Raw genomic sequence first — 13,517 nt, forward strand, 5'->3', positions numbered from 1 at the left:
AGGATGAGGGGGACGAACTGAGGCTTACGGCGGGGGAGAGCGTGGCGATCAGTACGAAGCGGGATGTGCTCGTTCGGGGAATCCGGATCCTCGGACGGGCTATCCGTGAGGAACCGCGCATCTTCGCGGTGGGGGTGGCCGGTAGCGTCGTCTTCGGGCTGATGATCATCGCCAGCGCGTATGTGGTCGGCGCAGTGGTGGGCGAGGTGGCGGTGCCGGCGATCGCCAAGGGAGAGGTCGACGTCGGCGTACTCACCCTCGGTGCTGCGACGCTGATCGCGGTCAGCCTGATCAAGGTGGCCGGCATCTTCGGCCGACGGCTCGGCGCCGGATTCATGCAGTACCGGCTGCAAGCCAGCTACCGGCAACGGGTCACCCGGCGCTATTTGGACCTGCCACTGTCCTGGCACCACCGGCACGCCACCGGCACCCTGCTCTCCAACGCCAACTCCGACGTGGAGGCGGCCTGGTATCCCATCGCGCCCCTGCCCTTCGCGGTGGGCACCGTGGTGATGCTCGCCGCCGCGATCGGCTCGCTGTTCGCCACCGACTGGGTACTCGCCCTGGTCGGGCTGGCGATCTTCCCGGCGTTGTTCACCCTCAACGTCGTCTACTCCCGGCGGATGGCCCCCCGGCAGACCCGGGCCCAGCAGCTACGCGCCGAGGTCAGCGCCATCGCCCACGAGAGCTTCGACGGTGCCTTGGTGGTCAAGACGATGGGCCGCGAGGAACGGGAGACCGCCCGGTTCGCCGCCCGGGTCGACGAGTTGCGCGACGCATTGATCTCGGTCGGTCGGCTGCGTGGCGTCTTCGACCCGATGCTGGAGACCCTGCCCAGCCTCGGCACCCTGGCCGTCCTGGTGGTCGGCGCGATCCGGCTCCGGCAGGACGCGATCACCGTCACCGAGCTGATCAGCGTGGCCTTCCTGTTCACCGTGCTCGCCTTCCCGGTCCGGGCGATCGGTTGGGTACTCGCCGAACTGCCGCGCAGCGTCGCCGGCTGGGACCGGCTACAGACCGTGCTCACCGCCACCGGCGAGATGCCGTACGGCGACCGCAGCCTGGACGCGTCAGTGGACGTACCGGCCGAACTCGCCTTCGACCGGGTCGGCTTCGGTTACCAAGCCGTCGACCCCGACATGCCGAGCGCTCCGGTGCTGCATGACGTCTCCTTCACCGTGCCGGCCGGCCGTACCGTGGCCCTGGTCGGCCCCACCGGCTCCGGGAAGTCGACCATCGCGTCGCTGGCCGTCCGGCTGGTCGACCCCGAGACCGGCTCGGTGACCCTCGACGGGGTGGACGCCCGGTCGCTGACCGCGGACTCGCTCGCCGGCAACGTCGCCCTGGTGGCACAGGTGCCGTTCGTCTTCGACGACACCGTCCGGGCCAACATCACCCTGGACCGGCCGGGAATCGGCGACGACGACGTCTGGGCCGCGTTGCGGCTGGCCGAGGCGGCTGGGTTCGTCACCGCGCTACCCGACGGGCTGGACACCATGGTCGGCGAGCGCGGCACCTCACTCTCCGGAGGCCAGCGGCAACGGCTCACCCTGGCCCGGGCCCTGGCCGGCCGGCCCAGGTTACTGGTGCTCGACGATGCCACCAGCGCCGTCGACCCGAGGGTGGAGGCGGCGATCCTGGCCGCGTTGCGAGTCGGTGGGGACGACGCCCCGGCCGCGTCCATCCTTGTGGTGGCCTACCGGCGGGCCACCATCGCGCTCGCCGACGAGGTGGTCTACGTCGAGCGGGGCCGGGTCGTGGCCCGAGGTACGCATCAGGAACTGCTGACCTCCGCCCCCGGGTACGCCGATCTGGTCACCGCCTACGAGAAGGCCGAAGCCGAACGAGAGCGGGAGAACCCGCGCCGGACTGACGAAATCATGGTGGACCAGTGAGCGCGGCGGCAGAGACGACAGAACCCGTGGAGAGCACCTGGCGCACCCTGCGCCGCGGACTGGCGCTCTCGCCCGAACTACGGGTCGGGCTGGCCGGCACCCTCGCCCTGGCCCTGGTGTCGATGGTCGGGCGGGCGGCCGTACCGGTGGCGGTCCAACAGGGCATCGACCGGGGCCTGACCGTGCCCGGCGGACCGGACCTCGGCGTGGTCAGTGCGGTGGTGGCGTTCACCGCCGCCATCCTGGTGGTGACCACGCTCTGTGGCTACCTGATGATGCGGCGACTCTTCACGGTCAGTGAGACGGCGCTGGCCGGCGTACGGACCCGGGCCTTCCGGCACGTGCACGACCTGTCGATGCTGCACCAGCAGTCCGAACGGCGTGGCTCGCTGGTCTCCCGGGTCACCAGCGACGTCGACCAGATCACCCAGTTCCTCCAGTGGGGCGGAGTGATCCTGCTGATCAACCTCGGTCAGGTGGTGGTCACCGCGATCGTGATGGCGGTCTACTCCTGGCAGCTCACCCTGGTGGTGTTCGCCGCGTTCCTGCCCGCGTTGGTGGTGATCCGGCTGTTCCAGCGTCGGCTGGCCGGTGCCTACGGGCTGGTACGGCAACGGCTGGGTGCGATGCTCGCCGCGATTTCCGAGAGTGTGGTCGGCGCGTCGGTCATCCGGGCGTACGGGGTGTCCGGCCGGACCGCCAAGCGGCTGAACGAGACGATCCAGGGGCAGCGGGTGGCCCAGCAGCGGGCCATCCGGACCAGCGTGATCGCCTTCTCCACCGGGGAGATCGCCGCCGGTTTGGCGCTGGCCGCCGTGGTGGTGCTCGGGGTGCGACTCGGTGTCGACGGGACACTGAGCATCGGCCAGCTGACCGCGTTCCTCTTCCTGGTGACGCTCTTCATCCAGCCGGTGCAGATCGCCACCGAGGTACTCAACGAGGCGCAGAACGCCATCGCCGGGTGGCGGCGGGTGCTCGACGTACTCGATGTCGAACCGGATGTGGCCGACCCGGGTGAGCAGGGGGTGGAGCTGCCGGTCGGGGCGATCGACGTCCGGTTCGTCGACGTGGGTTTCGCGTACCCGGGTGGGCCGCCGGTGCTCTCCGATGTGACGGTGGAGATCCCGGCCAAGACCCGGATCGCCGTGGTGGGGGAGACCGGCAGCGGCAAGACGACCTTCGCGAAGCTGCTCACCCGCCTGATGGACCCCACCTCCGGGACGGTGCTGCTCTCCGGGGCGCCGCTGGATCAGGTCCGGTTCTCGTCGTTGCGGTCCCGGGTGGTGATGGTGCCGCAGGACGGCTTCCTGTTCGACGCGACGGTGGCGGCGAACGTCCGGTTCGCCCGGCCAGCGCTGACCGACGCGGAACTGGCCGACGCCTTCACCGAACTCGGTCTGGCCGATTGGGTGGCGGGCCTGCCGAACGGTTTGGAGACCCCGGTGGGCGAACGCGGCGAGGCGCTGAGCGTGGGCGAGCGGCAGCTCGTCGCGCTGGCTCGGGCGTACGTCGCCGACCCGGACCTACTGGTGCTGGACGAGGCGACCAGCGCGGTGGACCCGGCCACCGAGGTACGGCTGCAACGCACACTGGACGCGGTGACCCGAGGACGTACCACGGTGGCGATCGCGCACCGGCTCTCCACCGCCCAGGCGGCCGACGAGGTGATCGTCGTGGACCGGGGCCGGATCGTGCAGCGGGGCCCGCACGACGAGCTGGTCCGGGACCCGTCCTCGGTGTACGGCCTGCTGTACGCCTCCTGGCTGGAACAGACGCGCTAGGTATTGGGTGTTAGGAAGGGCCCCTTGTTATCGCTTTCTGTATAGGAAGGGGCCCTTCCTAACCTCAAGGCGGGGGTTAGCGGGAGTAGAACTCGACCACGAGTTGTTCGTCGCAGATGATCGGGACCTCGCGGCGGGCGGGTTCCCGGACCAGGGTGGTACGCAGGTCGGCGAGGCTGACCGACAGGTACGGCACGGCCGGTCCATCTTCGGTGTGCGCCCCGGCGGCGGCGAGCTGGAACGGCGGCTTGGTCCGGCTGCGCTCGCGTACCTCGACGACCTGGCCGGGACGCAGCCGGTACGACGGGCGGTCCACCTTGACCCCGTCGACGGTGAAGTGTCCGTGGCCGACGAGCTGGCGGGCCTGGTAGATGGTGCGGGCCAGCCCGGCCCGGTGCACCACCGCGTCGAGTCGCCGTTCGAGCAGGCCGACCAGGGTGTCGCCGGTCTTTCCGCTGGACTTCGCCGCGTCGTCGAAGGCACGGCGCAGCTGGGTCTCGCTGACGTTGTACTGGTGGCGCAGTCGCTGCTTCTCCAACAGCCGTACCTGGTAGTCCGACGTCCGGCGGCGCCCTCGGCCGTGCACCCCGGGCGGGTACGGCCGGCGCTCGAAGTACTTCGTGCACTTGCGGGTGAGGGGGATGCCGAGGGCCCGGGAGAGTCGGGCCTTGGGCCGTGGATGGTTCATATGGACGTCTCCAGCACGTTGGTTTAGCCTACCCTTACTTAGGTGAGCCTAACCTAGCTAGCTGGAGGACCTGTCATGCAGCCCAGTCCCGCTGAGATCGCCCGAACCCTCTCTGCCGGCAGACTCGCCGGCACCGCGTACACCGCCTGTCGGCCCGGGGCGTACCCGGTGCGCCACGTCGTCGACCGCAACGGCCGGGTGTTGCTGTTGGTGCCGGCGGAAGGCGAACCGGCCAGCTTGTTTCGCCCGGCGGGCGGGGCGGACGACGTGGCGGTGGTGCTCGACGTGCGGGACCAGCCACCCACCGCAGGTGCCCCCTCGCTCGGGCGGGTGTGGGTATCCGGCTGGGCGAGCGAACTGGCCGGGCCGGCTGGGCGGGCCGCCGCACTCGACTACGCCGACCACGACCCGACCGGGGACCTGCTCGGCGTCGGCAGCGAGTTCCGCCTCTACGGCTTCGACGCGCTCGAGATCCGCCTGGAGCGGGCCGGAACCACCGTCAGTGTCGACCCCGACGAGTACGCCTCGGCGGAGCCCGACCCACTGCACCACATCGAGCGGGAACTGTTGGCCGATCTCACCGACCACCACGGCCCGGCGATCTCGGAGTTCGTACGCAGCCGGCTCGGCGAGCGGATGGCGACGGCAGCCGACGCACCGGCCCAGGTGGCGATGGCCAACGACACACCGGCCCGGGTGGTACGCCTCGACCGGTACGGCTTCGTGGTGACGCTGGGCCCGGGCGACTCGCCTTCCCGGGCCCGGATTGCCTTTCCCCGCCCGGTACGCGACCGCGCCGACCTGGCCCGACTGCTGCATCCGGTGCTCTGCGGGCACCGGCACCACCGGGGGCACACCGACCCAGCGGCCTGGGACGCGCAACCCCGACGACGGTCGGCCTAGCCCGGGCGGGTTTGCCCGACGCCTTTCCGGCCGCCGCGAGCCAGTTCAGCGGCGAGGGCGGGACGTCTGCTCGACGCCTGGCGGGACGTTCACTCGCCAGCGTCGGGGAGGTCACCGGTGAGGTAACGCTGCACGGTGGGTCCCACCGTCGCCACCAGCGCCTCCGGCTTGGTGGAGGCGAGCGGTTCCAGCTTCAGGACGTATCGGGTGATGGCCAGCCCGACCAGTTGCGAGACGACCAACGAGGCGCGTAGCGGTGCCTGGCTCGGGTCGATGGGCAGTCGGGCCGCCGCCCGTCGCATGATCTGGGTGATGGCGAACTCGCGCAACAGCCGGGCGGTCCACTCGTTGCCCACCGCCGAGCGCAGCAGCGCCACCCCGGCGGCGCCCGCCGGTGAGTCCCAGACCCCGAGGAAGATCCGGACCAGCCGGGCGCCGATTTCGTCCGGTGGCCCGTCGGTGATCTGCGGCAGCAGTTCGCCCGGATCGAACGGGGCGTTCAGGGCGGCCAGGAAGAGTTGGTCCTTGCTGCCGAAGTAGTGGTGGACCAGCGCCGGGTCGACCCCGGCGCCGGCCGCGATCGACCGGATCGAGGCACCGTCGAAGCCACGTTCGGCGAACGCCTGCCGGGCCGCGACGAGGATCGCCTCGCGGGTGTCCGGATTGCCGGGGCGCCGTCCGGTCCGTCGTGCCATGAACATCCTTCGCCGTCGTACGTCTGGGTTGCCCCGGCTGAACCGGGTGCCGGTGGGCCCCGGCTCCGCGTCGATCCGGGTGCCGCCCCGGCTCAGCCGGTGCGGCGCCGCAGGGTGGCCGAGGCGAGGACCAGGGCCACGATGACCGCGCCAGCCACGATCGCCAGGTCCCGCCACATGACGCCGGTCGGTTCGGCGTGTGCGCCGACCTCCTGGAGCGCCTCGACCGCGTACGACAGGGGCAGCACCTTACTGAGCCACCACAGCCAGTCCGCCATCTGCTCGCGGGCGACGAACAGGCCGCAGAGCAGGAGTTGCGGGATCACCACGATCGGCATGAACTGTACGGCCTGGAACTCGGTGCGGGCGAAGGCACTGCAGAACAGCCCCAGCGCCACCCCGAGTACGGCGTTGACCGCCGCGATCAGCACGACCAGCCCGGCGCTGCCGGCGGTGTGCAGGTCGAACAGCCAGTAGGCCACAACCGCCGAGATGACCGCCTGGACCGTCGCGGCCAGCCCGAACGCGATCCCGTAGCCGAAGAGCAGGTCCAGCCGGCCCAGCGGGGTGGTCAACAGCCGTTCGAGGGTGCCGGTGGTTCGCTCGCGCAGCATGGCGATGCTGGTCACCAGGAACATGATGACGAACGGGAACACGCCAAGCATGATCAGTGCGATCCGGTCGAAGGTGGACGGTGTGCCCGGCCGGACAGGTTCGTTGTCGAACATGTAGTAGAGCAGGGTGAGCAGTACCGCCGGCACCACGACCAGCAGGGCCACGGTACGTCGGTCGTGGCGAAGCTGGCGCAGGATCCGGCCGGTGGTCGCCGCCAGGATTCTCGGGCTCATCGGGTAACCGTCCCTTCCTGCTCTCTGATCAACTGGAGGAATGCCGCGTCGAGGTCGGTGGTGCCGGCGGTGGCGCGTACCGCCTCGGGGGTGTCGTCGGCGATCAGCCGACCGTCGCGGATCAGCAGCAGCCGGTCACAGCGGGCGGCCTCGTCCATCACGTGGCTGGAGACCAGCAGTGTGGTGCCGTTGGCCGCCAGTTCGTGGAACCTTGCCCACAGGTCGGCCCGGAGCACCGGGTCCTGCCCGACCGTGGGCTCGTCGAGCACGAGCAGGTCGGGCCGGCCGACGAGCGCGCAGGCCAGCGACGCCCGGCTGCGCTGGCCGCCGGAGAGGGTGCCGACCAGTTGGCTGGCCGCCGGGGCGAGGCCCACGTCGGCGACCGCCCGGTCGGCCACCGCCGCGGGTACGCCGTGCAGCGCGGCGAAGTAGCGGGCGTTCTCCCGTACGGTCAGGTCGAAGTAGACGCTCGGTGCCTGGGTCTGGTAGCCGATGCGGCGGCGTAGGGCGGTGGAGCCAGCCGGTTCGCCAAGCACGGTGACCGTACCGGCGGTGACGATCTGCACGCCGACCACGGCCCGCATCAGGGTGGTCTTGCCACTGCCGCTGGGCCCGAGCAGTCCGGTGACGCAGCCCGGGGGGACCGCGCAGGTGATCCCGTCCAGCACGCGCCGCTTTCCGCGATGTACGACGAGGTCACGCACCTCGATCGCGGTCTCCATGGTTCCTCCCCGAAACTCATCAGATGTTGAACTCAACGCTAGATGAAATATCGGTGGGTCGGAACCGCGCGATGAACCTCGACCTGCTTGCTCGACCGTTCTGTTCCTGGTGGTCGAGTACGAGCTGTGGTTGATCGGTTCTGGCAGGCTCGGCTTCCGTGGAACCTGACCTGACCCTGCTCCGCGAACTCATCGAGGGCTCGCCGATCCTGTCTACCTACCCGGGTCGTGGTGTGCCCGAGGAGTGGATCTGCGAGGTCGAGACTGTGGTCGGTCCACTGCCGCCGTCGTACCGCTGGTGGCTGGTCGAGTACGGCAGCGGCACGCTGGGCGGTGCTGGGATCGCGACGATCGCCCCGCCGAATCTGCGGGTCCACGCCGACGACGACCTGACCGCGCCGGGGCGGCTCACCGACGGCCGGCTCTGCTTCTATGCCGAGCTGGAACCCCGGCGATGGCCCGGCTCTGGCGCTCGACACCCGGCGTCCTGCTACCCAACGGGGTGCTGATCTATGGGCCGCAGACCATCACCGAACGCAACCAGACCTACGAGGTGGCGCGCTACGCGCCGCACTGGGTGCTGATCGGGGACGACAGTGGCGGCGGCGGGCTGTTCATGCGGCGACACGGGCGCGACCGGGCTTCCGTCCACCATCTCGATCTTGGTGCCATCGAGCCGGATATCATGGGCGCGGCCAGCGGAAAGGTAACCGACGATCTCCTTGGTTGGCTCCGCGCCGGCGGTGACATCCCAGAACGTCGATACTCCGCGGGACAGCAGCTCCCTGATCGGACAGCCAGGCCTTGATCGGACATTGCGCCCAGCCGTGTTTCTGGGGCACCATGACGCTGTGGGTCACGGTCCGTTACTGCGCAGCGGATTTCTTAACGATTGGGCCGCCCGGTTACGCGACACCTCCAGTCGCCCCGTCGTTGGCATCCTGCTGCGCGGCAGTCATGCCCGCGACGCCGCCACCGTGTTCAGCGACATCGATCTCGACGTGCTGGTCGACGGTCCGGCGTACGCGGCCCGACCGGCCTATCTGGCGGACACCGGTGACCGGTTGGCCCACCTCTCGGTCGCCGTACGGGACGTGGTGTCCTGGCTGGCCCGCCTCGAAGAGCCGGCCGACTGGGCGTTCGGGCTGCCGGTCAGCGCGCCGGTCCGGCTGCTCTGGGCCAGCCCCCGGTGGCGGTCCCGGATCGACCTCGCGGTGGTGTGCCATCCGGCCGGAGAGCCGAGACTGGAGGAGTTCGTCGCCACCCTCGGCAAGGTCGCCAGCGCCACCGCCGCCGCCGACGCGATCGGAGCCCGGCTCGCTGCGAGCGACCTCGCCCGCGCCTGCCCCTCGGTGCTCCGGCTGGCGAATCCACCCCTGACCGTCGCCTCCCGCCGTACCGCGTTGGAGGCGGCACTGGGCCTGCCGGTCGCCCCGCCGGGCTACCGCGACGACATGCTCACCTGCCTCGGCCTGCGGCCAGCGAGCACCGCCGGGGTGTACGCCGCGGCGGGCCGCCTGGTCGTCGGGACGATCGCCCTGGTCCGGCCGTACGCCGACCAGTTCAAGTCGGTGGCTGGAGCCGATCTCGCCGCCGCAGTGGCCGACGGTCGCCTGGACCGGTACGTCGCCCAGTTGGCCCCGCCCACCTGGCCGCTGCGGGCCCGCTCCAGTGACTCGGACCGCCCCGGATGGGACAGGGCTACGCCCGCGTCGCCGCGTGCGGAACAATCGGGCACTGTGCCCGTACCCGAAGTGACTGAAGGTGGCGTCCCCACCACCCCGGCCGCGCCGACGGCGCCCGACCCGGCGCGGCCCTCCGCGCTGGATCCGGAGATCGCCGCCCGGCTGCGCCGCACCCCCGACGGCCTGGTTGCCGCCGTGGTCCGCCAGTACGACTCCGGCGAGGTCCTGATGCTCGCCTGGATGGACGACGAGGCGTTGCATCGCACCCTGACCACGGGGCGGGCCACCTACTGGTCACGCAGCCGACAGGAGTACTGGGTCAAGGGCGAGACCTCCGGGCACCACCAGTACGTCCGCTCGGTGGCGCTGGACTGCGACGGGGACGCGCTGCTGGTCAGCGTGGACCAGGTCGGCCCGGCCTGCCACACCGGCACCCGGAACTGCTTCTCGATCGAACTGCCGGTCTCGGTCGGCGACGTCCCAGGGGAGCGCGAATGACCAGCGGAGCAGTCAGCCCCGACGAGGCCACCTTCCACGCTCAGGCCCGGCAGCGGCGGGTGGTGCCGGTGACCCGGCGGCTGCTCGCCGACGGGGAGACCCCGATCGGCGTCTACCGCAAGCTGGCCGGCGGCCCCGGCACGTTCCTGCTGGAGTCCGCCGAGCAGGGGGCCGGCTCGGCCGGTATCGCCTGGTCCCGCTACTCGTTCATCGGGGTGCGCAGCAGCGGCACCCTGATCGAGCGCGATGGTCGGGCCCACTGGCTGGGCAACCCGCCCGCCGGACTGCCCACCGACGGCGACCCGGTGACGGTGCTGCGGGACACCGTGGCGGCCCTGACCGGTCCGGCGGAGCCGGGGGACGGGCCGGCGATGCCGCCGCTGACCGGGGGCATGGTCGGCTACCTCGGCTACGACCTGGTACGCCGGTTCGAGCGGCTGCCGGAGCTGGCCGAGAACGACCTCGGGGTGCCCGAGTTGGGCATGATGCTCGCCACCGACCTGGTGGTGCTCGACCACTTCGAGGGGTCGGCGATCCTGGTGGCCAACGCGGTGCTGCCGGCGCCCGACGAGCCGGACCGGGAGCGGTCGGTCGCTGCCGCGTACCACCAGGCGGTGGGCCGGCTCGACGCGATGACCAGCGCCCTGTCCCGGCCGATCCCGCCGATGATCTCCACGGTCGAGCGCCCGCCCGCCGGTGAGGTGGTCGGTCGCACCCCGGACGGCGGCTACCAGAAGGCGGTCGAGGTCGCCAAGGAGGCGATCCGGGCCGGCGAGTGTTTCCAGATCGTGCTCTCCCAGCGGTTCGAGCGGGAGACCGAGGCGGACCCGCTGGACGTCTACCGGGTGCTGCGCGCCACCAACCCGAGCCCGTACATGTACCTGCTGCGCTTCGACGGCTTCGACATCGTGGGCTCCTCACCGGAGGCGCACCTCAAGGTGACCGGATCGGTCGGTGGACCGCAGCGGGCGCTGCTGCACCCGATCGCCGGCACCCGGCCGCGCGGGGCCACCCCGGAGGCCGACGGCCGGCTCGCCGCCGAGCTGATCGGCGACCCGAAGGAACGTGCCGAGCACGTGATGCTGGTCGACCTGGGCCGCAACGACCTGGGCCGGGTCTGCGAACCGGGCACGGTCGAGGTGCCCGAGTTCGCCACGATCGAGCGCTACAGCCACGTCATGCACATCGTGTCGACGGTGGTGGGCACATTGCGCGCCGATCGGAGCGCGTTCGACGCGCTGGCCGCCACCTTCCCCGCCGGCACCCTCTCCGGCGCACCGAAGGTACGCGCCATGGAGATCATCGAGGAGCTGGAACCGACCCGCCGGGGACTGTACGGCGGCACCGTCGGCTACTTTGGCTTCGGCGGGGACATGGACATGGCGATCGCCATCCGTACCGCCCTGTTCCGTAACGGCCGGGCTTATGTGCAGGCCGGGGCGGGTATCGTCGCCGATTCAGAGCCGGCCGCCGAAGATCAGGAGACCCGTAACAAGGCGGCTGCCGTACTGGCGGCGATCGCGGCGGCCGAGACGTTGCGGCCGGCCCGATGAGCGGACCGCAGACGTCGACCGGCGAGATGAGCGGACTGCAGACGTCGACCGGCGACGGCGGAGGGATCGGTGCAATGGAGACCCACGGCGGGGACGCGGACACCCAGGGCAAGCACGCCCGTCGGCAGCTGATGTACGCCGTCCTGCTCTGCCTGGCCGGGGCTGGTCTGGCGGTCTTCGCGGCGACCCGGATCTGGGCGGTGGAGGTGACCGTCCGACCGGCCCCGCTGCCCAGCGTGCGGGTGACCCGTACCGGTGGCGAACTGCTGCCCTGGCTACCCGCCCTGGCGGTGGTCGGGCTGGCCGGTGCCGGGGCGATGCTGGCCACCCGGGGAATGGGACGGCGACTCGTCGGGGTGTTGCTGCTGATCGTCGGGTTGGCGGTAGCGGTCGGCGGCGGGTACGGCGTGGCGGGACTGGCCCACGACGACGCGACGCTGGGCTGGCCGGCGCTCTGCGTACTGGGTGGGCTGCTGGCCACGGCCAGTGGTGCGGTCACCGTGCTGCGCGGCGGGAGTTGGCCGGTGATGGGTGCGCGCTACGAGCGTCGGTCGACCCGGGAGAATTCGCCGGCGCCGGAAAGTTCACCGGCCCGGGACGGTTCGGCGGCGGGGTCGGTGGTGGCGGACGACGGCGAGGGTCGGATGGTGGCCCGGCGTACGGTGGCGGCCTGGGACGCCCTGGACCGGGGCGAGGACCCGACGGTCAGCTGACCAGCTTCCGGGTGGTCGACTCGTCCCTCCGGGCGGCCAGCTCGTCGGTCTTCGGCACGGTCAGTGCGGCGACCATCCGACGGACCTCCTCACGCTGCTGGGCCCGGTCCCGGTCGGCGCAGATCGCGGCCCAGGCGTTGTCCCGGGCGGTCCGGCCGGCGGTGTCCCCGGCCATGGCCCGTTCGATGGTGTGCGCCACACCGATGGCGACTGCCGTGACGGCCCGGGAGATGGCGGCTAGGTCGATGGTCGGTTCGGGCTCGGCAGTGTTCATGGTCGATTCGGGCTCGACAGTGTTCATGGTTCACCCCACGACGAGAAGCGATCCGACGGGTCGGGCAGCCTGTCAGACATCAGTCTGCCTGATGCCGATGCTGCCCAGTTGGTGTTTCCTGGGGGTTACCCGGTTGTCGACATGTCGTGTGGCGCACCAGGAGTCCCGTATCGAGGAACATCTCGGTGCTGCTGGTGCTTCCTTGACCTGCGTCACACTGGGGATACTGATGTGAGCCGATGATCTGTAGTGACGTGGAGTAATTCCTTGCTTACGAGAGGTCGGTCATTATGCACCAGTCCATCTCGTGAGGCACGCCATACCCCCGGCTGCGACTACTCTCTGCCGCCCCCTAGCATCGGCCCATGACACCCGGAGAGGGGAGTCCGCTGGTGACTGCTGAGCATGGGCACACGAGGGAGGACGGGGCCGGTCCGGCATCGTCCACGAACGTGCTCGACGAAATCCTGGCCGGGGTGCGGGAGGATGTCGCACGCCGACAGGAGCAGATTCCGCTTGAGCAGATCCGGGAGCTGGCCGCCGCCGCGCCGCCGCCCCGAGACGCGTACGCGGCGCTGCGCCGGCCAGGTGTGGCGGTGATCGCGGAGGTCAAGCGCTCGTCGCCGTCGAAGGGACAGCTGGCCGAGATCGCCGACCCGGCCGAGTTGGCCGGCGAGTACGCCTCGGGCGGGGCCCGCTGCATCAGCGTGCTCACCGAGGGTCGGTGGTTCGGCGGGTCGCTGGACGACCTCGCTGCCGTCCGCGCCGCCGTCGACATTCCGGTGCTGCGTAAGGACTTCGTCGTCTCCAGCTACCAGGTGCACGAGGCCCGGGCCCACGGTGCCGACCTGGTGCTACTCATCGTCGCTGCCCTGGAGCAGAACGTCCTGGTCGGCCTCCTCGAACGGATCGAGTCGCTGGGCATGACCGCCCTGGTCGAGGTGCACGACGAGGAGGAGGCCGACCGCGCGTTGGAGGCCGGTGCGCAGGTGATCGGGGTCAACGCCCGCAACCTGCGTACCCTCGAAGTGGACCGGTCCGTCTTCGAGCGGATCGCCCCCGGCCTGCCCAACAACGTCGTGAAGATCGCCGAGTCCGGGGTGCGCGGGCCGCACGACCTGATCCGGTACGCCTCGGCCGGTGCCGACGCGGTGTTGGTCGGCGAGGGACTGGTTACCAAGAAGAGCCCACGCGAAGCGGTGGCCGAACTGGTCAACGCGGGCAACCACCCGGCCACTCCCCGTCCGGTCCGCTGAGGCGGA

14 protein-coding genes and 1 pseudogene are annotated in these 13,517 nt (G+C 70.8%); 10 read left to right on the plus strand and 5 right to left on the minus strand.

Going from position 1 to position 13,517, the window contains the following annotated elements; translation table 11 throughout:
- The first annotated feature begins 41 nt into the window (after positions 1-41).
- Both ACWDV4_RS08945 and ACWDV4_RS08950 read left to right on the plus strand, forming a co-directional pair.
- Positions 42-1,895 carry an ABC transporter ATP-binding protein gene (locus ACWDV4_RS08945; protein WP_449976042.1) on the plus strand — a complete coding sequence of 618 codons (1,854 nt, stop codon included), beginning with the start codon at positions 42-44 and terminating at the stop codon, positions 1,893-1,895.
- Positions 1,892-3,676 carry an ABC transporter ATP-binding protein gene (locus tag ACWDV4_RS08950; protein ID WP_449976044.1) on the plus strand — a complete coding sequence of 595 codons (1,785 nt, stop codon included), beginning with the start codon at positions 1,892-1,894 and terminating at the stop codon, positions 3,674-3,676. Before ACWDV4_RS08945 ends, ACWDV4_RS08950 begins: the two co-directional genes overlap by 4 nt.
- 76 nt (positions 3,677-3,752) lie before the next feature.
- On the opposite strand, the gene rpsD is transcribed toward ACWDV4_RS08950, so the two are convergent.
- Entirely contained in the window at positions 3,753-4,364 is a 612-nt protein-coding gene (rpsD, locus tag ACWDV4_RS08955; protein ID WP_449976046.1) for a 30S ribosomal protein S4, read from the minus strand.
- Positions 4,365-4,439: 75 nt separating this feature from the next.
- Between rpsD and ACWDV4_RS08960 the strand changes: the two genes are divergently transcribed.
- Positions 4,440-5,267: a DUF2470 domain-containing protein gene (locus tag ACWDV4_RS08960; protein WP_449976048.1), complete on the plus strand. Its 828-nt coding sequence runs from the start codon at positions 4,440-4,442 to the stop codon at positions 5,265-5,267.
- 89 nt (positions 5,268-5,356) lie between these two features.
- Here the strand turns inward: ACWDV4_RS08960 and ACWDV4_RS08965 are convergent, their stop codons facing one another.
- The 3 genes from ACWDV4_RS08965 to ACWDV4_RS08975 all read right to left on the minus strand — a co-directional run bounded on the left by ACWDV4_RS08965 (position 5,357) and on the right by ACWDV4_RS08975 (position 7,532).
- On the minus strand, positions 5,357-5,962 hold the full coding sequence (locus ACWDV4_RS08965) for a TetR/AcrR family transcriptional regulator (RefSeq protein ID WP_449976049.1): 606 nt from the start codon (positions 5,960-5,962) through the stop codon (positions 5,357-5,359).
- Positions 5,963-6,054: 92 nt separating this feature from the next.
- Complete coding sequence (locus ACWDV4_RS08970; RefSeq protein ID WP_449976051.1) at positions 6,055-6,810, minus strand: ABC transporter permease; 756 nt, start codon at positions 6,808-6,810, stop codon at positions 6,055-6,057.
- Positions 6,807-7,532 carry an ABC transporter ATP-binding protein gene (locus tag ACWDV4_RS08975; RefSeq protein WP_449976053.1) on the minus strand — a complete coding sequence of 242 codons (726 nt, stop codon included), beginning with the start codon at positions 7,530-7,532 and terminating at the stop codon, positions 6,807-6,809. Before ACWDV4_RS08975 ends, ACWDV4_RS08970 begins: the two co-directional genes overlap by 4 nt.
- A 158-nt stretch (positions 7,533-7,690) precedes the next feature.
- On the opposite strand from ACWDV4_RS08975, the gene ACWDV4_RS08980 reads away from it, so the two are divergent.
- From ACWDV4_RS08980 to ACWDV4_RS09005, 6 genes and pseudogenes are all read left to right on the plus strand, one after another.
- Positions 7,691-8,041, plus strand: coding sequence for a hypothetical protein (locus ACWDV4_RS08980; protein WP_449976055.1), 351 nt, complete (start codon positions 7,691-7,693; stop codon positions 8,039-8,041).
- Positions 7,987-8,340 carry a hypothetical protein gene (locus tag ACWDV4_RS08985; protein ID WP_449976057.1) on the plus strand — a complete coding sequence of 118 codons (354 nt, stop codon included), beginning with the start codon at positions 7,987-7,989 and terminating at the stop codon, positions 8,338-8,340. Before ACWDV4_RS08980 ends, ACWDV4_RS08985 begins: the two co-directional genes overlap by 55 nt.
- Positions 8,341-8,749: 409 nt before the next feature.
- A pseudogene (locus ACWDV4_RS08990) lies at positions 8,750-9,022 on the plus strand (phosphoribosyl-AMP cyclohydrolase); the annotation flags it as partial.
- Positions 9,023-9,286: 264 nt separating this feature from the next.
- Complete coding sequence (hisI, locus tag ACWDV4_RS08995) at positions 9,287-9,715, plus strand: phosphoribosyl-AMP cyclohydrolase (RefSeq protein ID WP_449976276.1); 429 nt, start codon at positions 9,287-9,289, stop codon at positions 9,713-9,715.
- Positions 9,712-11,268: an anthranilate synthase component I gene (locus ACWDV4_RS09000; protein ID WP_449976058.1), complete on the plus strand. Its 1,557-nt coding sequence runs from the start codon at positions 9,712-9,714 to the stop codon at positions 11,266-11,268. The genes hisI and ACWDV4_RS09000 overlap by 4 nt, the downstream gene beginning before the upstream one ends.
- Positions 11,269-11,342: 74 nt before the next feature.
- Positions 11,343-11,981: a Trp biosynthesis-associated membrane protein gene (locus tag ACWDV4_RS09005; protein WP_449976277.1), complete on the plus strand. Its 639-nt coding sequence runs from the start codon at positions 11,343-11,345 to the stop codon at positions 11,979-11,981.
- On the opposite strand, the gene ACWDV4_RS09010 is transcribed toward ACWDV4_RS09005, so the two are convergent.
- Positions 11,974-12,282 (minus strand): hypothetical protein, encoded by a 309-nt coding sequence (locus ACWDV4_RS09010; RefSeq protein WP_449976060.1) that lies wholly within the window; start codon positions 12,280-12,282, stop codon positions 11,974-11,976. The two genes, ACWDV4_RS09005 and ACWDV4_RS09010, sit on opposite strands and share 8 nt — an antisense overlap.
- Before the next feature lie 425 nt (positions 12,283-12,707).
- On the opposite strand from ACWDV4_RS09010, the gene trpC reads away from it, so the two are divergent.
- A complete protein-coding gene (gene trpC, locus ACWDV4_RS09015) occupies positions 12,708-13,511 on the plus strand; it encodes an indole-3-glycerol phosphate synthase TrpC (RefSeq protein ID WP_449976278.1) in 804 nt (267 codons plus the stop codon).
- Positions 13,512-13,517: the final 6 nt, after the last annotated feature.

It is taken from the genome of Micromonospora sp. NPDC003197, from assembly GCF_053590565.1.

What these genes read in the sequence shown, in the direction of transcription:
- rpsD (WP_449976046.1), bottom strand. Translation starts at nt 4,364, where the DNA reads ATGAACCATCCACGGCCCAAGGCCCGACTCTCCCGGGCCCTCGGCATC.
- ACWDV4_RS08960 (WP_449976048.1), top strand. Translation starts at nt 4,440, where the DNA reads ATGCAGCCCAGTCCCGCTGAGATCGCCCGAACCCTCTCTGCCGGCAGA.
- ACWDV4_RS08965 (WP_449976049.1), bottom strand. Translation starts at nt 5,962, where the DNA reads ATGGCACGACGGACCGGACGGCGCCCCGGCAATCCGGACACCCGCGAG.
- ACWDV4_RS08970 (WP_449976051.1), bottom strand. Translation starts at nt 6,810, where the DNA reads ATGAGCCCGAGAATCCTGGCGGCGACCACCGGCCGGATCCTGCGCCAG.
- ACWDV4_RS08975 (WP_449976053.1), bottom strand. Translation starts at nt 7,532, where the DNA reads ATGGAGACCGCGATCGAGGTGCGTGACCTCGTCGTACATCGCGGAAAG.
- ACWDV4_RS08985 (WP_449976057.1), top strand. Translation starts at nt 7,987, where the DNA reads ATGGCCCGGCTCTGGCGCTCGACACCCGGCGTCCTGCTACCCAACGGG.
- ACWDV4_RS09000 (WP_449976058.1), top strand. Translation starts at nt 9,712, where the DNA reads ATGACCAGCGGAGCAGTCAGCCCCGACGAGGCCACCTTCCACGCTCAG.
- ACWDV4_RS09005 (WP_449976277.1), top strand. Translation starts at nt 11,343, where the DNA reads ATGGAGACCCACGGCGGGGACGCGGACACCCAGGGCAAGCACGCCCGT.
- ACWDV4_RS09010 (WP_449976060.1), bottom strand. Translation starts at nt 12,282, where the DNA reads ATGAACACTGTCGAGCCCGAATCGACCATGAACACTGCCGAGCCCGAA.